This is a genomic window from Staphylococcus sp. NWU MKU2 (genome assembly GCF_033283605.1).
Classification (GTDB): Bacteria; Bacillota; Bacilli; order Staphylococcales; family Staphylococcaceae; genus Staphylococcus; species Staphylococcus haemolyticus.
Map to the genome: position 1 here is coordinate 71,714 of NZ_JAVSMH010000009.1, position 23,006 is coordinate 94,719.

At 33.7% G+C, this 23,006-nt stretch carries 19 protein-coding genes; all 19 read left to right on the top strand.

Going from position 1 to position 23,006, the window contains the following annotated elements:
* Positions 1-157 precede the first annotated feature (157 nt).
* The 19 genes from rpsB (at position 158) to pnp (ending at position 22,924) form a co-directional block, all read left to right on the top strand.
* Entirely contained in the window at positions 158-946 is a 789-nt protein-coding gene (gene rpsB / locus SBL15_RS11345; RefSeq protein WP_317956019.1) for a 30S ribosomal protein S2, read from the top strand.
* 164 nt (positions 947-1,110) lie between these two features.
* A complete protein-coding gene (gene tsf, locus SBL15_RS11350; protein WP_011275943.1) occupies positions 1,111-1,989 on the top strand; it encodes a translation elongation factor Ts in 879 nt (292 codons plus the stop codon).
* 136 nt (positions 1,990-2,125) lie between these two features.
* Positions 2,126-2,848: a UMP kinase gene (pyrH, locus tag SBL15_RS11355; RefSeq protein WP_011275942.1), complete on the top strand. Its 723-nt coding sequence runs from the start codon at positions 2,126-2,128 to the stop codon at positions 2,846-2,848.
* A 17-nt stretch (positions 2,849-2,865) separates the two neighbouring features.
* Positions 2,866-3,420: a ribosome recycling factor gene (gene frr / locus SBL15_RS11360; protein ID WP_011275941.1), complete on the top strand. Its 555-nt coding sequence runs from the start codon at positions 2,866-2,868 to the stop codon at positions 3,418-3,420.
* A 225-nt stretch (positions 3,421-3,645) separates the two neighbouring features.
* Positions 3,646-4,416, top strand: a complete 771-nt coding sequence (locus tag SBL15_RS11365) for an isoprenyl transferase (RefSeq protein ID WP_317956021.1) — start codon at positions 3,646-3,648, stop codon at positions 4,414-4,416.
* A 3-nt stretch (positions 4,417-4,419) separates the two neighbouring features.
* Positions 4,420-5,202, top strand: a complete 783-nt coding sequence (locus SBL15_RS11370) for a phosphatidate cytidylyltransferase (RefSeq protein ID WP_037537321.1) — start codon at positions 4,420-4,422, stop codon at positions 5,200-5,202.
* A gap of 209 nt (positions 5,203-5,411) precedes the next feature.
* On the top strand, positions 5,412-6,698 hold the full coding sequence (rseP, locus tag SBL15_RS11375; protein WP_317956023.1) for an RIP metalloprotease RseP: 1,287 nt from the start codon (positions 5,412-5,414) through the stop codon (positions 6,696-6,698).
* An 18-nt stretch (positions 6,699-6,716) separates the two neighbouring features.
* Complete coding sequence (locus SBL15_RS11380) at positions 6,717-8,417, top strand: proline--tRNA ligase (protein WP_107611443.1); 1,701 nt, start codon at positions 6,717-6,719, stop codon at positions 8,415-8,417.
* 259 nt (positions 8,418-8,676) lie between these two features.
* The gene (locus SBL15_RS11385) at positions 8,677-12,993 is read left to right on the top strand and encodes a PolC-type DNA polymerase III (RefSeq protein WP_317956025.1); all 4,317 of its coding nucleotides are present in this window, start codon (positions 8,677-8,679) and stop codon (positions 12,991-12,993) included.
* 168 nt (positions 12,994-13,161) lie between these two features.
* Entirely contained in the window at positions 13,162-13,629 is a 468-nt protein-coding gene (gene rimP / locus SBL15_RS11390) for a ribosome maturation factor RimP (RefSeq protein ID WP_037537317.1), read from the top strand.
* 20 nt (positions 13,630-13,649) lie between these two features.
* A complete protein-coding gene (gene nusA / locus SBL15_RS11395; RefSeq protein ID WP_107611445.1) occupies positions 13,650-14,882 on the top strand; it encodes a transcription termination factor NusA in 1,233 nt (410 codons plus the stop codon).
* Between the two features lie 25 nt (positions 14,883-14,907).
* Entirely contained in the window at positions 14,908-15,192 is a 285-nt protein-coding gene (gene rnpM / locus SBL15_RS11400) for an RNase P modulator RnpM (protein ID WP_011275933.1), read from the top strand.
* On the top strand, positions 15,189-15,506 hold the full coding sequence (locus tag SBL15_RS11405) for a YlxQ family RNA-binding protein (protein WP_037537314.1): 318 nt from the start codon (positions 15,189-15,191) through the stop codon (positions 15,504-15,506). Before rnpM ends, SBL15_RS11405 begins: the two co-directional genes overlap by 4 nt.
* A gap of 4 nt (positions 15,507-15,510) precedes the next feature.
* Positions 15,511-17,661, top strand: a complete 2,151-nt coding sequence (gene infB, locus SBL15_RS11410; RefSeq protein ID WP_037537311.1) for a translation initiation factor IF-2 — start codon at positions 15,511-15,513, stop codon at positions 17,659-17,661.
* A gap of 161 nt (positions 17,662-17,822) precedes the next feature.
* A complete protein-coding gene (gene rbfA, locus SBL15_RS11415) occupies positions 17,823-18,173 on the top strand; it encodes a 30S ribosome-binding factor RbfA (protein ID WP_317956027.1) in 351 nt (116 codons plus the stop codon).
* Positions 18,174-18,399: 226 nt separating this feature from the next.
* Positions 18,400-19,317 (top strand): tRNA pseudouridine(55) synthase TruB, encoded by a 918-nt coding sequence (truB, locus tag SBL15_RS11420; RefSeq protein ID WP_317956029.1) that lies wholly within the window; start codon positions 18,400-18,402, stop codon positions 19,315-19,317.
* A 14-nt stretch (positions 19,318-19,331) separates the two neighbouring features.
* The gene (gene ribF, locus SBL15_RS11425; protein WP_037537305.1) at positions 19,332-20,303 is read left to right on the top strand and encodes a riboflavin biosynthesis protein RibF; all 972 of its coding nucleotides are present in this window, start codon (positions 19,332-19,334) and stop codon (positions 20,301-20,303) included.
* 113 nt (positions 20,304-20,416) lie between these two features.
* Positions 20,417-20,686 carry a 30S ribosomal protein S15 gene (rpsO, locus tag SBL15_RS11430; RefSeq protein ID WP_011275926.1) on the top strand — a complete coding sequence of 90 codons (270 nt, stop codon included), beginning with the start codon at positions 20,417-20,419 and terminating at the stop codon, positions 20,684-20,686.
* Between the two features lie 135 nt (positions 20,687-20,821).
* Positions 20,822-22,924: a polyribonucleotide nucleotidyltransferase gene (pnp, locus tag SBL15_RS11435; protein ID WP_317956032.1), complete on the top strand. Its 2,103-nt coding sequence runs from the start codon at positions 20,822-20,824 to the stop codon at positions 22,922-22,924.
* The last annotated feature ends 82 nt before the right edge of the window (positions 22,925-23,006 follow it).

The following is a 23,006-nucleotide window of genomic DNA, read 5'->3' on the forward strand; positions in this document are numbered from 1 at the left end:
AATTAACATTGCGCATTATATAGAAATATGATATTATTGTTTTCGGCTATAAAAGCCAATACACACATGATAAACGTACATTTAAAGGGTGCAATTAAATTAATTGTCTTTATATGAGTTTATTATGGAGGTAAATAACCACTAGGAGGAATTTAAAATGGCAGTAATTTCAATGAAACAATTACTAGAAGCCGGTGTTCACTTCGGTCACCAAACACGCCGTTGGAACCCAAAAATGAAAAAATATATCTTCACTGAGAGAAATGGTATCTATATCATTGACTTACAAAAAACAGTGAAAAAAGTTGAAGAAGCTTATAACTTCATCAAACAAGTATCTGAAGATGGCGGTAGAGTCTTATTTGTAGGTACTAAAAAACAAGCACAAGAGTCAGTTAAAGCTGAAGCAGAACGTGCTGGACAATTCTACGTTAACCAAAGATGGTTAGGCGGAATTTTAACTAACTACAAAACAATTTCTAAACGTATTAAACGTATTTCTGAAATCGAAAAAATGGAAGAAGACGGTTTATTCGACGTTTTACCTAAAAAAGAAGTTGTTGAACTTAAAAAAGAATACGACCGTTTAATCAAATTCTTAGGCGGTATTCGTGATATGAAATCTATGCCTCAAGCATTATTCGTAGTTGACCCTCGTAAAGAGCGTAACGCGATTGCTGAAGCACGTAAATTAAATATTCCAATCGTTGGTATTGTTGACACTAACTGTGATCCAGATGAAATTGATTACGTTATCCCAGCGAATGACGATGCTATTCGTGCCGTTAAATTATTAACTGGTAAAATGTCTGACGCTGTCTTAGAAGGTCAACAAGGTGTTTCTAACGATGAAGTAGCTGCAGAGCAAAACATCAATTTAGATGAAAAAGAAGAATCTCAAGAAGCAGAATCAACTGAAGAAAATACTACTGTTGAATCAAACTAAGATATAGTTTAAATGGGTGATAAGATGTAATGCTTATCGCCCTTTTTTCAAATAATAAAAAATAATGATTAAAGTTTACTAGAGTATTGGAAATTATAGTGACTTTAATGGTAATATTTAGGTATCATCTATTATTACAATTAGAAATATTGGAGGAATAATTAATGGCAATTTCAGCAAAACTTGTTAAAGAATTACGTGAAAGAACTGGCGCTGGTATGATGGATTGTAAAAAAGCGCTAACAGAAACTGATGGTGACATCGATAAAGCGATTGATTACTTACGTGAAAAAGGTATCGCTAAAGCAGCTAAAAAAGCAGACCGTATCGCAGCTGAAGGTTTAGTACATGTTGAAGTTAAAGGAAATGAAGCTGCTATCGTTGAAATCAACTCTGAAACTGACTTCGTAGCTCGTAATGAAGGCTTCCAAGAATTAGTTAAAGAAATTGCTAATCAAGTTCTTGATAGCAAAGCTGAAACAGTAGATGCTTTATTAGAAACTAAATTATCAAGTGGTAAAACAGTTGATGAAAGAATGAAAGAAGCAATCTCAACAATCGGTGAAAAATTAAGTATCCGTCGTTTCGAAATCAGAACAAAATCTGATAACGATGCATTTGGTGCATACTTACACATGGGTGGACGTATCGGTGTGTTAACTGTAGTTGAAGGTTCTACTGATGAAGAAGCTGCTAAAGATGTTGCTATGCACATCGCAGCTATCAATCCAAAATATGTTTCTTCAGAACAAGTTAAAGAAGAAGAAATCAATCACGAAAGAGAAGTATTAAAACAACAAGCATTAAATGAAGGTAAACCTGAAAACATCGTTGAAAAAATGGTTGAAGGTCGTTTACGTAAATATCTTCAAGAAATTTGTGCAGTTGATCAAAACTTCGTTAAAGATCCAGATCAAACAGTTGAAGCTTTCTTAAAATCTAAAGGTGGTAAACTTGTTGACTTCGTTCGCTATGAAGTAGGCGAAGGTATGGAAAAACGTGAAGAAAACTTCGCAGATGAAGTTAAAGGTCAAATGAAATAATCTGTCGACAAGATTTACAAGAAAGAAGACACCTTTGAGGTTTTCTATTATAAAGTGATACTTTATGTTAGAAGGCGCGTCAGTGTCTTCTTTACTTGTATATATTACATATTTTTACAATAGAGAGGAAAAAACAATGGCGCAAACTTCTAAATATAAACGTGTAGTATTAAAACTTAGTGGTGAAGCACTTGCAGGAGACAAAGGTTTTGGTATTAATCCAATCATCATTAAAAGCGTGGCACAGCAAGTAGCTGAAGTTGCTAAGATGGATTGCGAAATCGCAGTTATCGTTGGTGGTGGCAATATTTGGAGAGGTAAAACTGGTAGTGATTTAGGTATGGACCGTGGTACAGCAGACTACATGGGTATGCTTGCTACAGTTATGAATGCTCTTGCACTCCAAGATAGCTTAGAACAATTAGAATGTGACACACGTGTGTTGACATCAATTGAAATGAAACAAGTTGCTGAACCATATATCCGTCGAAGAGCTATTAGACATTTAGAGAAGAAACGTGTTGTTATTTTTGCAGCAGGAATCGGTAATCCATACTTCTCTACAGATACAACTGCAGCGTTACGTGCAGCAGAAGTCGAAGCCGATGTTATTTTAATGGGTAAAAATAATGTTGATGGAGTATATTCAGCAGACCCTAAAGTAGATAAGAATGCAGTTAAATATGAACACTTGACGCACATTCAAATGTTACAAGAAGGGTTACAAGTAATGGACTCAACTGCATCATCATTCTGTATGGATAATAATATTCCTTTAAATGTATTTTCAATTATGGAAGAAGGCAATATTAAACGTGCAGTTATGGGTGAAAAAATAGGTACGTTAATAACTAAATAATTAGAGGTGTAAACAATATGAGTGACATAATTCAAGACACTAAAGCTAGAATGAGCAAATCTATCGATAATTTATCAAGAGAATTAGCAAATATCAGTGCCGGAAGAGCAAATTCAAATTTATTAAGTGGCGTAACTGTTGACTATTATGGTGCACCAACACCAGTTCAACAATTAGCGAGCATCAATGTGCCTGAAGCACGTTTATTAGTTATTTCTCCTTATGATAAATCTTCAGTAGCTGATATTGAAAAAGCAATTTATGCAGCAAATTTAGGTGTAAATCCTACAAGTGATGGTGAAGTTATTCGTATCACTGTCCCAGCTTTAACAGAAGAACGTCGTAAAGAATTAGTGAAAAACGTTAAGAAAATTGGTGAAGATGCGAAAGTATCTATCCGTAACATCCGTCGTGATATTAATGATCAATTGAAAAAAGATGAAAAAAATGGTGACATTACTGAAGATGATTTAAGAAGTCAAACAGAAGATGTTCAAAAAGCTACAGATAATTCTATTAAAGAAATTGATCAATTAGTAGAGGACAAAGAAAAAGACATTATGTCTGTTTAATTAGTTCGACAATAAATTAATTCATTTAATAATGTGTAAGTATTATTATAAATATACTTTCTACATTACTATAAATTATTTTAGTCTAAACTGTGCCAATTCAGACTTTGGTACAGTTTTTTCATTTGCTTATTCAATGCCATTATCGAGTATGATAAAATGATAGATGATTTCTTAAATAACTAATATAATATAATAGAGATGATCAGGCTCGGAGGAAAGACCATGTTTAAAAAGCTAATAAAAAGAAATAAGACTAAAATCAGTCATAACGATGATTTAGATTTACATAATTTACCTGAACATGTAGCGATTATCATGGACGGAAATGGACGTTGGGCCCAAAAGCGTAAAATGCCTAGAATTAAAGGACATTACGAAGGTATGCAAACCATTAAAACTGTAACGCGAGAAGCAAGTGATTTGGGTATTAAATACTTAACACTATACGCTTTTTCAACTGAAAATTGGTCTAGACCTGAAAATGAAGTTAATTATATCATGAATTTGCCTGTTAATTTTTTAAAAACATTTTTACCCGAACTCATTGAAAAAAATGTTCAAATAGAAACGATTGGTTTTCTAGATGCAGTTCCTAAATCGACGATTGAAGCAATAGAACATGCAAAAGAAAAAACAAAAAATAATACAGGTCTGAAATTAATATTTGCCATCAATTATGGTGGACGAGCTGAAATTGTTCAAAGTATGAAATCAATTTATGATGAACTTCAATGCAATGGTCAAGACAGTAAAGATATTGATGAATCAATGATTAACAAGCATTTAATGACACATTCATACCCAGATCCTGAGTTATTAATTCGCACTTCTGGTGAACAACGTATTAGTAATTTCCTTATTTGGCAGTCTTCTTATAGTGAATTTATATTCAATGAGAAATTGTGGCCAGACTTTGACGGTGAAGAATTTAAAAATTGCTTAAAAATATATCAATCTCGCCAAAGACGCTTTGGAGGGTTAAGTAAGGAGTAGCGTATGAAAGTTAGAACTTTAACCGCAATTATAGCATTGTTAATTTTTCTACCCATTCTATTGATGGGTGGTACAACGTTAATGTTGTTTGCGTACTTACTAGCTTTAATTGCATTAAAAGAACTTTTAAATATGAATATGATTAAATTAATTTCAGTCCCTGGTATTTTTAGTGCTTTAGCATTAATTATTATTATGTTACCTCAATCAGCAGGTGACTGGGTTAGTGACATTCAATTAAAAAGTTTAATCGCAATGAGTTTTATTTTACTAAGTTATACTGTACTGTCAAAAAACAGATTTAGTTTTATGGATGCTGCTTTCTGTCTTATGTCAGTTGCATATGTCGGTATTGGATTTATGTATTTCTATGCAACACGTTCAGATGGCTTACATTACATACTTTATGCATTCTTAGTGGTGTGGTTAACAGATACAGGTGCTTATATTTTCGGTCGACTAATGGGTAAACATAAATTATGGCCAGTAATTAGTCCGAACAAAACTATTGAAGGTTTTATTGGCGGATTAATTTGTAGTTTAATTGTGCCAATTGTTATGTTGTTCTTTGTTGATTTCAACTTAAATATTTGGTTACTATTATTAGTAACCATCATCTTGAGTATCTTTGGTCAACTTGGAGATTTAGTTGAATCAGGATTTAAACGTCATTTTGGTGTTAAGGATTCTGGTAGAATTTTACCGGGGCACGGTGGTATATTAGACCGATTTGATAGTTTCATGTTTGTTTTACCATTACTCAACATTTTATTAATACAAATGTAGTGCGATTTTAATGTTTTATTTATATATGAAAAATGTATAGTGCTATAATTGAGGAGTTATTGAGTGCACATTCGACTAGACATAGTAGATGATGTAATTCTTAACTCCTTTTATTAAAAGTAAAATTCTTGAATAATTTAACCAAATCATAGATAATCTACATCGTTCGAATGAAAAAGTAGAAATTTAATTTAATTGAGGTGTATCATGTGAGCTATTTAATCACTATTGTCTCATTTATGATCGTGTTTGGTGTACTTGTTACGGTACATGAATATGGTCACATGTTCTTTGCTAAGCGTGCTGGAATAATGTGTCCTGAATTCGCGATAGGTATGGGACCAAAAATATTTAGTTTCCGTAAGAACGAAACTTTGTATACCATCCGTTTATTACCTGTAGGTGGTTATGTGAGAATGGCTGGAGACGGTTTAGAAGAGCCACCAGTTGAACCAGGTATGAATGTTAAAGTAAAACTTAATGATAAAGATGAGATTACGCACATAATTTTAGATGATCAGCATAAATTTCAAAAGATAGAAGCAATTGAAGTTAAACAATGTGACTTCAAGGATGATTTGTTCATTGAAGGTATTACTTCATATGATAATGAGCGACATCATTTTAATATTGCTGAAAAAGCATATTTTGTTGAGAATGGTAGTTTAATTCAAATCGCTCCACGACATCGACAATTTGCACATAAGAAACCTTTACCCAAATTTTTAACGTTATTTGCAGGACCATTATTTAACTTTATATTAGCCTTAATATTATTTATCGCATTAGCTTATTTCCAAGGAACACCTACTACCTCAGTGGGGCAGTTAGCTGATAATTATCCAGCACAACAAGCAGGATTAAAATCCGGAGATAAAATCGTTCAAGTAGGTCAATATAAAACAAAGAGTTTTGATGACATTCAGTCTGCAGCAAATAAAATTAAAGATAATAAAACAACGATAAAATTTGAAAGAGATAATCAAACAAAGACAGTGGACATAACTCCTAAAAAGCAAGTTATTAAGCAAACTAAATTAAATTCTGAGACGACGTACATTTTAGGTTTCCAACCTCAGAAAGAACATACTTTAATAAAACCAATCGCGCTAGGATTTGATCAGTTTGTTAGTGCCAGTACATTAATCTTTAAAGCTGTAGGAACAATGATTGCAAGTATATTCACAGGTCAATTCTCATTTGATATGTTAAATGGTCCAGTGGGTATTTATCATAATGTTGACTCTGTAGTTAAACAGGGTATCATTGCTTTAACGTACTACACTGCACTATTAAGTGTTAACTTAGGTATAATGAACTTATTGCCAATTCCAGCACTTGATGGTGGTCGAATTTTATTTGTTATCTATGAAGCAATTTTCAGAAGACCAGTTAATAAAAAAGCAGAAACAATTATAATAGCTGCTGGTGCTATTTTTGTCTTTATTATAATGGTTCTAGTAACTTGGAACGATATACAACGTTATTTCTTGTAGAATAAGGAGGATTAAGTGATGAAACAATCGAAAGTTTTCATACCAACTAGGAGAGATGTCCCTGCTGAAGCAGAAGCATTGAGTCACCAATTATTATTAAAAGCAGGATTAATCAAACAAAGTACAAGTGGTATTTATAGCTATTTACCATTAGCATCTCGTGTGTTAAATAATATTTCTAAAATCATCCGTGAAGAAATGGAAAGCATTGATGCCGTTGAAATTTTAATGCCTGCACTTCAACAAGCTGAACTTTGGGAAGAATCAGGTCGTTGGGGTGCTTACGGTCCAGAGTTAATGCGCTTAAAAGATCGTAATGGACGTGAATTTGCTTTAGGTCCTACACATGAGGAAGTAGTAACTTCTATCGTTAGAGATGAACTTAAATCTTATAAACAATTGCCTTTAACGTTATTCCAAATACAATCTAAATTTCGAGATGAGAAACGTCCACGCTTTGGTTTGCTAAGAGGTAGAGAATTTATTATGAAAGATGCGTATTCATTCCATGCTGATGAAGCATCGTTAGATGAAACATATCAAGATATGTACAATGCTTACGACCGTATATTCAAACGTGTTGGCATCAATGCTCGACCAGTGGTTGCAGACTCAGGTGCAATTGGCGGTAACCACACACACGAATTCATGGCCTTAAGTGAAATTGGTGAAGATACTATCGTTTATAGTGAACAAAGTGATTATGCAGCTAATATTGAAAAAGCGGAAGTCGTTTATCATCCAAATGAAAAGCATACAGAAGTAGCAGAATTAGAAAAGATTGAAACACCTAATGTTAAAACTGCTCAAGAATTAGCTGATTTTTTAAACCGTCCGGTTGATGAAATTGTTAAATCAATGATATTTAAAATTGATGGAGAATTCATTATGTTCTTAATACGTGGTCATCATGAATTAAATGATGTCAAAGTAAAAGCATTCTTTGAAACAGATAACGTTGAAATGGCCACACAAGACGAGATTGTTAATTTATTAGGTGCTAATCCTGGTTCACTGGGACCAGTTCAAGATAAAGATATTAGAATTTTTGCAGATAATTATGTCAAAGATTTAAATAATTTAGTCGTTGGTGCTAATGAGGATGGATTCCACTATATTAACGCTAATTTAGATCGAGATTTCAAGGTAGATGGGTTTGGAGATTTCCGTTTTATCTTAGAAGGAGAACCATTAAGCGATGGCTCTGGTGAAGCGAAATTTGCTGAAGGCATTGAAGTAGGTCAAGTATTTAAGTTAGGAACTAAATACTCAGAAGCAATGAGCGCAACATTCTTAGATAACCAAGGTAAAGCTAAGCCATTAATCATGGGGTGCTATGGAATAGGCGTTTCAAGAACGCTAAGTGCCATTGTTGAACAAAATAATGATGAAAATGGTATTATTTGGCCTAAATCAGTTACACCATTTGATTTACATCTAATTACTATTAATCCTAAAAAGGATGAACAACTAGAATTAGGTGATCAATTGTATAAAGAATTACAACAACAATATGATGTACTTTATGATGATCGTAAAGATCGAGCTGGCGTTAAATTTAATGATGCAGATTTAATCGGTCTTCCAATAAGAATTGTAGTTGGTAAAAATGCTAGTGAGGGTATCGTTGAAGTTAAAGTACGTCAAACTGGTGAAAGCGAAGATGTTCATATTAACGATTTAAACACTCATATCGCTACACTTTATAGTAATTTATAATTTGCTATGACTTAGTTGAATTTGATGAATGTACTTGATTTTACTTGTTCAACATGAATATTCAATGCACAATGCTAAATGAGGTTAAGACAATTTCATATTTGTCTAAACCTCTTTTTTTACTAAAAATTTTAAAACGAAACATATGAAAAGCACATAACAAAGTAGTATAATGGATATCAAGTTTGCAGTTAGATCATAACACGTTGCGTATACATATAATTGAGAAATTAGTTAGATATAAGGGTGGTTATCTGTCATGGCAATGACGAATCAAGAAAAATTCAAAGTACTCGCTGACCAGATTAAAGTTTCCAATCAACTAGATCAAACAATCATTGAAAAAGGTGAATTAACGCGAGTAGATGTGTCAAATAAAAATAGAACGTGGGAATTTCAAATTACATTGCCATATTTTCTATCACATGAAGATTATTTAATATTCACTAATGCGATTACTGAAGAATTTAAAGAAATTGCCAAAGTTGATTGGCATTTTACAATTCAAGATACAAGTAATCAAGATGAGCATGCTATCAAATATTTTGGTCATTGTATAGAACATACTGCACTTTCACCTAAAGTAAAAGGTCAACTTAAACAGAAGCGTTTAATTATGTCTGGTAATGTGTTGAAAGTAATGACCTCTAATGACATCGAAAGAAATCACTTTGACAAAGTATGTAATGGTAGCTTAGTAAAAGCTTTTCGTAAATGTGGTTTTGATATTGATAAAGTTGTTTTTGAAACGGACGACTCAAGTTCTTATGATGATTTAGCTTCATTAGAAGCTCATATTCAAGAAGAAGATGAAAAAAGTGCTCGTGAAGCTACTGAAAAAATTGAAAAAATCAAAGCAGAAAAAGCCAAACAACAAGATAACAATGAAAGTAATGTTGATAAGTGTCAAATTGGTAAACCGATACAAATTGATAATATAAAACCAATTGAATCAATCATTGAAGAAGAGTTCAAAGTAGCGATTGAAGGGGTTATATTTGATATTAACCTAAAAGAATTAAAGAGTGGTCGTCATATTGTTGAGTTAAAAGTCACAGACTACACAGATTCTCTTGTACTTAAGATGTTTACAAGAAAAAATAAAGATGATTTAGATCATTTTAAGGCATTAAGCGTAGGTAAATGGGTACGCGCTCAAGGACGTATTGAAGAAGACACGTTTGTAAGAGATTTAGTAATGATGATGACTGATATAGAAGAAATCAAAAAGACACCTAAGCAAGATAAAGCTGAAGAAAAGCGTGTAGAGTTTCATTTACATACATCAATGAGTCAAATGGATGGTATTCCTAATATAAGTGCATATGTTAATCAAGCTGCAAAATGGGGACATAAAGCGATAGCAGTTACAGATCATAATGTCGTTCAAGCCTTTCCTGATGCTCATGGTGCCGCTGAAAAAAATGGTATTAAAATGATTTATGGTATGGAAGGTATGCTCGTAGATGACGGAGTACCTATTGCTTACAAACCAACAGATCGAGATCTTAAAGAAGCAACTTATGTTGTATTTGATGTTGAAACAACTGGACTTTCAAACCAATACGATCAAATTATAGAATTGGCCGCCGTTAAAGTTAAAGACGGGGAAATTATTGATAAATTTGAACGATTCAGTAATCCACACGAAAAATTATCAGAAACAATCATTAATTTAACTCACATTACTCATGATATGTTGACTGATGCCCCTGAGATTGAAGAAGTATTGACTGAATTTAAAGAGTGGGTTGGGGATGCTATATTTGTAGCACATAATGCATCATTTGATATGGGCTTTATTGACACTGGCTATGAAAGACTTGGCTTTGGGCCATCAACGAATGGTGTTATAGATACTTTAGAACTTTCACGTACGATTAATACTGAATATGGTAAACACGGATTAAACTTTTTAGCGAAAAAGTATGGTGTAGAATTAACTCAACACCATAGAGCCATTTATGATACTGAGGCTACAGCGTATATCTTCATTAAGATGGTTCAGCAAATGAAAGAGTTAGGAGTTACAAATCATAAAGATATTAATCAAAAACTGTCTAATGAGGATGCATATAAACGTGCACGTCCGACACATGTGACATTAATTGTTCAAACACAGGAAGGCTTAAAGAACTTATTTAAAATTGTAAGTGCCTCATTAGTTAAATACTATTATCGAACTCCTAGAATTCCACGTTCATTATTAAATGAATACCGTGAAGGCATACTAGTTGGAACAGCTTGTGATGAAGGTGAATTATTCACTGCTGTAATGCAGAGAGACCAATCGGAAGTTGAAAAAATCGCTAAATATTATGATTTTATTGAAGTACAACCACCTAAACTTTATCAAGATCTTATTGATAGAGAACTCATTAGAGATACTGAAACACTTTATGAAATTTATGAACGTATATTAAAAGCTGGAGAAAGTACAGGTATTCCAGTAATAGCGACAGGAAATGCGCATTATTTATATGAACATGACGCAATTGCTCGTAAAATCTTAATCGCATCTCAACCTGGTAATCCTTTGAATCGCTCAACTTTACCAGAAGCGCATTTTAGAACGACAGATGAGATGTTAGATGAGTTTCACTTTTTAGGTGAAGAAAAGGCACATGAAATAGTTGTTAAAAACACAAATGAATTAGCGGACCGAATTGATAAAGTTATTCCAATTAAAGATCAATTGTTTACGCCACGTATGGATGGAGCTAATGAAGAAATTCGTGAACTAAGCTACACGAATGCCAAAAAATTATACGGTGAAGATTTACCACAAATCGTAATCGATCGTCTTGAAAAAGAACTAGCAAGTATCATTGGAAATGGTTTCTCGGTTATCTATTTAATTTCACAACGTCTTGTTAAAAAATCTCTAGATGATGGATATTTAGTTGGTTCGCGTGGTTCGGTTGGATCTAGTTTTGTTGCAACAATGACTGAAATAACTGAAGTTAATCCATTGCCACCTCATTACATTTGTCCTAACTGTAAAACGAGTGAATTTTTTGATGATGGGTCTGTAGGTTCAGGGTTTGACTTACCTGATAAACAATGTAGCACTTGTGGTGCTGAACTTATTAAAGAAGGACAAGACATACCATTTGAAACATTCTTAGGATTTAAGGGAGATAAAGTTCCTGATATTGACTTGAACTTTAGTGGTGAGTACCAACCAAACGCTCATAACTATACTAAAGTGCTTTTCGGGGAAGACAAGGTTTTCCGTGCAGGGACAATAGGTACAGTTGCCGAAAAAACGGCGTTTGGATATGTTAAAGGCTATTTAAATGATCAAGGTATCCATAAACGTGGTGCGGAAATCGATCGCTTGGTTAAAGGATGTACAGGTGTAAAACGTACAACAGGACAACATCCAGGTGGGATTATAGTAGTTCCTGATTACATGGATATTTATGATTTTACCCCGATACAATATCCTGCAGATGATCAAAGCGCTTCTTGGATGACAACGCATTTCGACTTCCATTCCATCCATGATAATGTCTTAAAACTTGATATCTTAGGACATGATGATCCTACAATGATTCGTATGTTACAAGATTTATCTGGTATAGATCCTAAGACCATTCCAGTAGATGATAAAGAGACAATGCAAATCTTTAGTAGTCCTGAGTCATTAGGTGTAACTGAAGAGGAGATACTTTGTAAGACTGGAACTTTCGGTGTACCTGAATTTGGTACAGGATTTGTGAGACAAATGTTAGAAGATACGAAACCAACAACTTTTTCAGAACTTGTACAAATATCAGGATTATCTCATGGTACTGATGTTTGGTTAGGTAATGCACAAGAATTGATTCGTTCAGGTATTTGTGATTTATCAAGCGTTATAGGTTGTCGTGATGATATCATGGTTTATTTAATGTATGCAGGATTAGAACCCTCAATGGCCTTCAAAACAATGGAATCAGTGCGTAAAGGTAAAGGTTTAACTGAAGAAATGATAGATGCTATGAAAGAAAATGATGTACCAGATTGGTATTTAGATTCTTGTTTGAAAATTAAGTACATGTTCCCTAAAGCCCACGCGGCCGCATATGTACTAATGGCAGTGAGAATTGCATATTTTAAAGTACATCATCCGCTTTATTATTATGCATCTTATTTCACAATTCGTGCATCAGACTTTGATTTGATTACTATGATTAAAGACAAAGAAAGCATAAAGAATACAGTCAAAGATATGTATTCAAGATACATGGACCTCGGTAAAAAAGAAAAAGACGTTCTTACTGTCTTAGAAATTATGAATGAAATGGCTCACCGCGGATTCCGTATGCAACCGATTAGTCTAGAGAAAAGTCAGGCATTTGACTTTATTATTGAAGGAGATACTTTAATTCCTCCATTTATTTCTGTACCTGGACTAGGAGAGAATGTTGCTAAACGTATTGTTGAAGCGCGAGAAGATGGTCCATTCCTATCTAAAGAAGATTTAAATAAAAAGGCTGGATTATCTCAAAAAATAATTGAGTATCTTGATGATTTAGGTTCTTTACCTAATCTTCCAGATAAGGCACAATTGTCTATTTTTGATATGTAATTTATATTCCAAGCTCAAAAGTATTTTATTAGTCTATGTGACGCAAGAGATAGACATTTGTTTAAGAAATTAAAGTGTGATATACTTAACGTGCGTAAAAAATTAGACTCAGGCAGAAAGAGTGGGCATATACCCGCTCTTTTCTATTTGCCGAAAAAGGAGGCCTGTATGAGTAAAATCACTGAGGAAGTAGAAACAATCATAACTCCTATTTTAGACGAATTGAATTTTGAATTAGTTGAAGTTGAATACACTAAAGAGGGGAAAGATCATTTCTTAAGAATTTCTATTGATAAAGAGGGCGGTGTCGATTTAAATGATTGCACACTTGCTTCTGAAAAAATCAGCGAGGCAATGGATGAGAATGATCCAATTCCAGATATGTACTACTTAGACGTAGCATCACCAGGTGCGGAACGTCCAATTAAAAAAGAAAAAGATTATCACAATGCAATTGATAAACCAGTATTTGTATCATTATATGCGCCAATCGAAGGCGATAAAGAGTGGCTTGGAATTTTAAAAGCTGTTGATGATGACACAATCACGATGGAAGTTAAAGAAAAAGCTAAAACAAAACAAATTGAAATACCAAGAAATAAAATTGCGAAAGCACGTCACGCTGTAATGATTTAACGTGATGAGGAGGAATAATTGTGGCAAGTAATGAACTTTTATTAGCAACTGAATATTTAGAAAAAGAAAAGAAAATCCCTAGAGAAGTATTAATTGATGCAATTGAAGCAGCTTTAATAACTGCATATAAAAAGAACTATGATAGTGCTAGAAACGTACGTGTGGAATTAAATATGGACGAAGGTACTTTTAAAGTTATAGCACGTAAAGAAGTTGTAGAAGAAGTATTTGATGACAGAGACGAAGTAGATTTAAGTACAGCATTAGTTAAAAATCCAGCATATGAAGTTGGTGATATCTACGAAGAAGATGTTACACCAAAAGATTTTGGTCGTGTTGGTGCACAAGCTGCTAAACAAGCAGTAATGCAAAGACTAAGAGATGCTGAAAGAGAAATTCTTTATACTGAATTTATTGATAAAGAAGATGATATTTTAACAGGTGTTATCGATAGAGTTGACCATCGTTACGTTTATGTTAACTTAGGTAGAATTGAAGCAGTCTTATCTGAAGCTGAAAGAAGTCCTAACGAAAAATATATTCCTAACGAACGTATCAAAGTCTATGTTAACAAAGTGGAACAAACAACTAAGGGACCACAAATTTACGTTTCTAGAAGTCATCCAGGCTTGTTAAAACGTTTATTTGAGCAAGAAGTTCCTGAAATTTATGATGGAACTGTTATTGTGAAATCAGTAGCACGTGAAGCTGGTGATCGTTCTAAGATTAGTGTTTATTCTGATAATCCAGACATCGATGCGGTAGGCGCATGTGTTGGTGCAAAAGGTGCTCGAGTTGAAGCTGTAGTTGAAGAACTTGGTGGAGAAAAAATCGACATCGTTCAATGGAATGAAGATCCTAAAGTATTTGTACGTAATGCTTTAAGTCCTTCACAAGTATTGGAAGTTATCGTTGACGAAGACAATCAATCTACTGTTGTTGTAGTTCCTGACTATCAATTGTCACTAGCTATTGGTAAGAGAGGTCAAAATGCTCGATTAGCTGCAAAATTGACTGGATGGAAAATTGATATTAAATCAGAAACTGATGCTCGTGAAGCGGGAATTTATCCTGTAATTGATTCTGAAGAATTAGCTAAAGACATCGTTTTATCAGAATCAGATGATGAAGATATTGAAATTGATGATGTTAATCTAGAGGAATCAAATTTAACTACTGCAGAATTAGCGGCAGATATCGATGAATCTTCTGAAAATATCGAAGAAGCAGACAGTGAAGAAAAAGACGTATAAGCAGATAATTGGGGTGAGTAATTAAGTGAAGAAGAAAAAGATTCCAATGCGTAAATGTATTATTACAAATGAAATGCGTCCCAAAAAAGATATGATTCGCGTTGTTATTAATAAAGAAGGCGACATTTTTGCTGATGGTACTGGCAAACAACAAGGTAGAGGCGCTTATGTTTCAAAAGATGTTCAAAGTGTAGAAGCAGCCCAAGAAAAAGGCGTACTTGAAAGATATTTTAATGCAGATTCTGAGAAGCTAGACCCTGTTTATAAAGAAATTATACGTTTGATTTATAGAGAAGAGATTCCTAAATGAGCAAAGAACAAATTTTAAACTTTTTAGGTTTAGCAATGAGAGCCCGTAAAGTAAAGTCTGGCGAGTCTGTATTGCTTACTGAAATCAAGAAAAATAATATAAAGCTTGTTATCATGGCATCTGATGCCTCAGAAAACACTTTAAAGAATATAAAAAATAAATGTGAAACATATCATGTTCCATTTAGAATCTTTAGTACAAGAGCAGAATTAGGACAATCTTTAGGCAAGTCGGAACGTGTGAACATCGGAGTAATAGACTCTGGGTTTGCGACTAAGCTTACGTCGATGATAGATGAATATTGTAAGGAGTGATTATATGAGTAAAAAAAGAATTTACGAATATGCGAAAGAATTAAATGTTAAGAGTAAAGAGATTATAGATGAGTTAAAAAATATGAATGTAGAAGTATCAAACCATATGCAAGCGTTAGAGGACGATCAAATTAAAACGCTTGATAAAAAGTTTAGACCACAAGAAAGCAACAACAATACAAAACAAAACACTCAAAATAATCACCAAAAACAACAAAACAATAACAATACTAAAAATAATAACAAACAGAACAACAAAGGTAACGCGAATCAAAAAGGCAATAATAACAACAAAAATAATGCCAAAAATAATAAAAACAACAAAAATAATAAGAACAATAAAAATAATAAAAACAACAAAGGTAACAAAAATAATAAACCGGCAGCAGAACCAAAAGAAATGCCATCTAAAATCACATATGAAGAAGGCATTACAGTTGGCGAGTTAGCTGATAAATTAAATATTGAATCATCAGGAATTATTAAAAAATTATTCTTATTAGGCATCGTTGCTAATATTAACCAAGCACTTGATGAAGAAACACTAGAATTGATTGCGGATGATTATGGTGTTGAACTTGAAAAAGAAGTCGTTGTAAATGAAGAAGATTTATCAATTTACTTTGATGAAGAAGAAGCTGATCCAGATGCAATTGAACGACCAGCCGTAGTTACAATTATGGGACATGTTGACCATGGTAAAACAACATTACTTGATTCAATTCGTCATACTAAAGTTACAGCTGGAGAAGCAGGCGGTATCACGCAACATATTGGTGCTTATCAAATTGAAAATGCTGGTAAAAAAATTACATTCCTTGATACACCTGGACACGCAGCATTTACTACAATGCGTGCACGTGGTGCTCAAGTAACGGACATCACAATTTTAGTAGTCGCAGCTGATGATGGTGTAATGCCACAAACAATTGAGGCAATTAACCATGCTAAAGAGGCTAACGTTCCTACTATAGTAGCTGTAAATAAAATTGATAAACCTACTGCAAACCCAGACCGTGTTATGCAAGAATTAACTGAGTACGGTTTGATCCCTGAAGACTGGGGCGGTGAAACAATTTTTGTTCCACTTTCAGCATTAAGTGGTGAAGGTATTGATGATTTATTAGAAATGATTGGCTTAGTAGCTGAAGTCCAAGAATTAAAAGCTAATCCTGATAAACAAGCTGTAGGTACTGTGATTGAAGCGGAGTTAGATAAATCACGTGGTCCAGCTGCTTCACTATTAGTTCAAAACGGAACATTAAATGTCGGTGACTCAATAGTTGTAGGTAACACATATGGACGAATTAGAGCGATGGTTAATGATTTAGGTCAAAGAATTAAATCAGCAGGCCCTTCTACACCTGTAGAAATTACAGGTATCAATGATGTGCCATTAGCTGGTGATCGCTTCGTTATCTTCAAAGACGAAAAACAAGCACGTCGCATTGGTGAAGCGCGTCATGAAGCAAGCGTTATCCAACAACGTCAAGAAAGCAAAAATGTTTCATTAGACAACTTATTTGAACAAATGAAACAAGGTGAAATGAAAGATCTTAACGTGATTATCAAAGGTGACGTTCAAGGTTCTGTTGAAGCACTTGCTGCTTCTCTTATGAAAATTGATGTAGAGGGCGTTAATGTACGTATTATTCACACTGCAGTTGGTGCTATTAATGAATCAGATGTTACATTAGCTAATGCGTCAAATGGTATTATTATTGGTTTCAATGTGCGTCCAGACGCAGGTGCTAAACGTGCTGCAGAAGCTGAAAACGTTGATATGAGATTGCATCGCGTTATTTATAATGTTATTGAAGAAATTGAATCAGCTATGAAAGGTTTACTTGATCCTGAATTCGAAGAACAAGTTATCGGACAAGCTGAAGTACGTCAAACATTCAAAGTGTCTAAAGTTGGCACAATTGCTGGTAGTTATGTTACTGAAGGTAAGATTACTCGTAATGCAGGTGTTCGTATTATCAGAGACGGAATTGTTCTATTCGAAGGTGAATTAGATACATTGAAACGTTTCAAAGATGATGCCAAAGAAGTAGCTCAAGGTTATGAATGTGGTATTACAATTGAAAAATTCAATGATATTAAAGAAGGCGACATTATCGAAGCATTTGAAATGGTTGAAATCGAAAGATAATACTTAACAATATATGTATAGGTGGACGCGGAGAAGCCGTCCACCTTTTTAAATGATGAACATTACAATATATTGTTTCTTTAAGATAATGCGTTTGAATCTAACTTAAATAGTGAATAAAATAACAAAGAAGAGTAACATCAAATATTGAGGTGACATAAATGAGTAACATGAGAGCAGAACGCGTAGGCGAACAAATGAAGAAAGAAATAATGGATATCGTTAATTATAAAGTTAAAGATCCTAGAGTAGGGTTTATCACAATTACTGACGTTGACTTAACAAATGACTTATCTCAAGCAAAAGTTTACCTTACAGTCTTAGGTAGCGAAAAGGAAGTTAATGATACGTTTAAAGCTTTAGACAAAGCGAAAGGATTTATTAAATCTGAATTAGGTTCAAGAATGAGATTGCGTATCGTTCCAGAATTATTCTTTGAATATGATGAATCAATTGAGTATGGTAATAAAATCGAGAAAATGATTCAAGATTTGCATAAGCAAGATAGATAAATATTTATAATCTTAATTACAGCAAATTTACTATATAGTTAAGGGGTAGGACATTGAAATTAGTATAATTTCAGTTCTACTCTTTTTTAAAATTAAACAAATTAAAAAATTACCAATTTAGCTATATGGTATACGAATTAGTGTTATTACTTTATATTAAATAACACAAGTTAAGTCAGATAAGTTATGATACATAAGTGTACTTAAAACTGAAGGACGTGAAAAAATGTATAATGGTATTTTACCTGTATATAAAGAGCGTGGATTGACGAGTCATGATGTCGTCTTTAAGCTAAGAAAAATCTTAAAAACTAAGAAAATTGGTCATACTGGGACATTAGATCCTGAAGTATCTGGGGTATTGCCAGTATGTATTGGTACTGCCACTCGTGTAAGTGATTATGTGATGGATATGGGAAAATCTTATAACGCTACCATAACTCTAGGGGAAAGTACGACTACGGAAGATCAAACAGGAGAAGTTATTGATAAAGTAGATGTACAAGAAAACGCAATAAATATAAACGAAGTAGACGCTATTTTAAAACAATTTGAAGGAATTATAGAACAAGTTTCACCTATGTATTCATCTGTTAAAGTAAATGGTAAAAAGTTATATGAGTATGCACGAAAAGGTGAAACTGTTGAACGACCAGTTCGTAAAGTAAATATAGATTCGATAGCACGCACCTCTAAACTTCAATTCGAAGACGGGAAATGTCATTTTAATATTGAGGTTAAATGTGGTAAAGGTACATATATTCGCACATTAGCAACGGATATTGGTAAACAATTAGGGTATCCAGCTCACATGTCGCTATTGACACGAATAAATTCAGGTGGGTTTGACATTAAAGATAGTATAACATTAGATCAAATCTCTCAATTACATGAGCAAGACACATTACAATCACACTTATTTCCTTTAGAATATGGTTTGAAAAGTTTGCCGAAAATTTATGTTTCTGATGAAAATATAAAAACTAGAATATTAAATGGACAAAAGTTTAATAAAAAACAATTTAATCAAACGATTGAACAACAACTCGTCTTTATTGATTCTGAGACGGAGAAAGTAATGGCAATTTATATTCAACATCCGGAAAAAAATCATGAAATAAAACCTAAAAAAGTATTTAATTAAAGGAGTCTAAAGTTATGAAAGTGATAGAAGTAACCCATCCAATTCAAGAAAATCAATTGATAAAAGAAGACGTTGCGATGGCATTTGGCTTTTTTGATGGCATGCATCGTGGTCATCATAAAGTGTTTGAAGCATTGGATGAACGTGCTGCAGCGCAAAATTTAAAAAAGGCAGTAACAACATTCGATCCTCATCCTTCTGTTGTGTTAAATCCTGAACGTAAACGCACGGATTATTTAACACCACTTTCAGATAAACTTGAAATGATCGAACAACACGACGTGGATTATTGTATTGTTATTAATTTTTCTTCACGATTTGCGAGTGTAACAGCAGAAGAGTTTGTTCAAGACTATATTATTAATAATCGTGTTAAAGAAGTGATTGCTGGTTTTGACTTTACTTACGGTAAATTTGGAAAAGGTAACATGTCCGTATTAAATGAAATGGATGAATTTAGCACTACAATAGTTGGTAAACAAGAAATGGATACTGAAAAAATCTCTACTACTGCAATTAGGGAAGCTTTAAAAGAAGGGAATTTAAAAAAGGCCAATGAGCAGTTAGGTTATCTCTATCGAATTAAAGGCACTGTAGTTCAAGGAGAGAAACGTGGACGTACAATTGGCTTTCCTACGGCAAATGTTCAACCAAGTGATGATTATGTTTTACCTAAAAAAGGGGTTTATGCTGTTAGTATGGCGATAGGTGCTGAAAATAAAATCTATCGTGGTGTAGCTAATGTTGGTGTTAAACCTACTTTTCACGATCCTTCTAAAGCTGAAGTAGTGATTGAAGTTAATATATTTGATTTTAATGACAACATATATGGTGAACGTGTCATTGTTTATTGGCATCATTATTTAAGACCAGAAGTTAAATTTGATGGTATAGATCCATTAGTTGAACAAATGAATAATGATAAAGAAAAAGCGAAATACTTACTTTCAGTTGATTTCGGTGATGATGTATCGTATAATATTTAAAGTTGAGTTCTAGAAAATAGAATTCATAAATATTATTCCTTTATCTTGGCGGGTTGAGACTCCGACGCCTAGCTCAGATTAAGGTGTATACAAATTTTAGGAGGAATTTAATTATGGCAATCACTCAAGAACGTAAAAATGAAATTATCAAAGAATATCGCGTGCACGAAACTGACACTGGTTCACCAGAAGTACAAATCGCTGTTTTAACTGCAGAAATCGCTGCGTTAAACGAACACTTACGTGAACACAAAAAAGATCACCATTCACGTCGTGGATTATTAAAAATGGTAGGTCGTCGTCGTCACTTATTAAACTACTTACGTGGTAAAGATATTCAACGTTACCGTGAATTAATTAAATCATTAGGTATCCGTCGTTAATTTTTATATATTAAGAGGAAAGCACCATTTAGTTTGGTACTTTCCTTTTTTTATCGTTTAATATAAATCACTAATATAAAATTTGAAAAATAAATGATATGATGTAGTTAATAGATTTCAGAGAGGAGATTCATAATGTCTCAAGAAAAGAAAGTGTTTAAAACTGAGTGGGCTGGAAGATCGTTAACGATTGAGACAGGACAATTAGCAAAACAAGCTAATGGTGCAGTTTTAGTACGTTATGGAGATACGGTTGTATTATCTACGGCTGTAGCATCTAAAGAACCGCGTGATAGTGACTTTTTCCCATTAACAGTTAATTATGAAGAAAAAATGTATGCTGCTGGTAAAATTCCAGGAGGATTTAAAAAACGTGAAGGTCGTCCAGGAGACGAAGCAACATTAACTGCACGTTTAATTGATAGACCAATTCGACCACTTTTCCCTAAAGGATATCGACATGACATTCAAATTATGAACACAGTACTAAGCGCTGATCCAGATTGTTCGCCTGAAATGGCTGCAATGATAGGCTCTTCAATGGCATTAAGTGTTTCAGATATTCCTTTCCAAGGACCAATTGCTGGTGTTAATGTAGGTTATGTTGATGGTAAATATGTAATTAACCCTACCGTTGAGGAAAAAGAAGTTTCACGTCTAGACTTAGAAGTTGCCGGTCATAAAGACGCAGTAAACATGGTAGAAGCTGGTGCAAGTGAAATAACTGAGAAAGAAATGTTAGAAGCTATTTTCTTCGGACATGATGAAATCAAACGTTTAGTAGCATTCCAAGAAGAAGTGGTAGCTCACATTCAACCTGTTAAAAAAGAATTTGTACCTGTAGAACGTGATGAAGCTCTGGTTTCAAGAGTTAAAACACTTACTGAAGAAAAAGGCTTAAAAGAAACAGTTTTAACATTTGATAAACAACAACGTGACGAAAACTTGGATACGTTAAAAGCTGAAATTGCAACTGAATTTGTTGACGAAGCAGATCCTGAAAATGAATTGTTAATTGATGAAGTTTATGCGATTTTAAATGACTTAGTTAAAGAAGAAGTACGTCGTCTTATCGCTGATGAAAAAATTAGACCTGATGGACGTAAACCAGATGAGATTAGACCTCTTGAATCTGAAGTTGGTTTATTACCACGAGCACATGGTTCAGGTTTATTTACACGTGGACAAACACAAGCTTTATCTGTATTAACATTAGGAGCATTAGGTGATTATCAACTTATTGATGGACTAGGTCCTGAACAAGAAAAACGATTCATGCATCATTACAACTTCCCTAATTTCTCTGTTGGAGAGACAGGCCCAGTTAGAGCACCTGGTCGTCGTGAGATTGGACATGGTGCATTAGGCGAGAGAGCATTAAAATACATTATTCCAGATACAACTGAATTCCCTTACACTGTACGTATTGTAAGTGAAGTATTAGAATCTAACGGTTCATCTTCACAAGCATCAATTTGTGGTTCAACTTTAGCTTTGATGGATGCTGGTGTGCCAATTAAAGCGCCTGTTGCAGGTATAGCAATGGGACTAGTTACACGTGAAGATAGTTATACGATTCTTACGGATATCCAAGGTATGGAAGATGCTTTAGGGGATATGGATTTTAAAGTTGCAGGTACAAAAGAAGGTATAACTGCGATACAAATGGACATTAAAATTGATGGTTTAACACGTGAAGTCATTGAAGAAGCTCTAGAACAAGCGCGACAAGGTCGATTAGCGATAATGGATCACATGTTACAAACAATTGATCAACCACGTAAAGAATTAAGTGCTTATGCTCCTAAAGTGGAAATAATGCATATTAAACCTGATAAAATTAGAGACGTAATTGGACCAGGCGGTAAGAAAATTAATGAAATCATTGATGAAACTGGTGTTAAATTAGATATTGAACAAGATGGTACAATCTTCATAGGTGCAATTGATCAAGACATGATTAACCGTGCTCGTGAAATTATTGAAGATATCACACGTGAAGCGGAAGTAGGCCAAGTTTACAATGCAAAAGTTAAACGTATTGAAAAGTATGGTGCTTTTGTAGAATTGTTTGCCGGTAAGGATGCTTTATTACACATCTCTCAAATTTCAAAAGAACGTATTAATAAAGTAGAGGATGTATTAAGTATAGGCGATTCAATTGAAGTGAAAATAACTGAAATTGACAAACAAGGTCGCGTAAATGCTTCTCATAAAGCATTAGATGAAAATAAATAATAATTTTAAACATACTAAGATTAGCTGTGAAGAAATCTATGACGATAGATTTTTTCACAGCTATTTTTTATAGTTGTAGAGA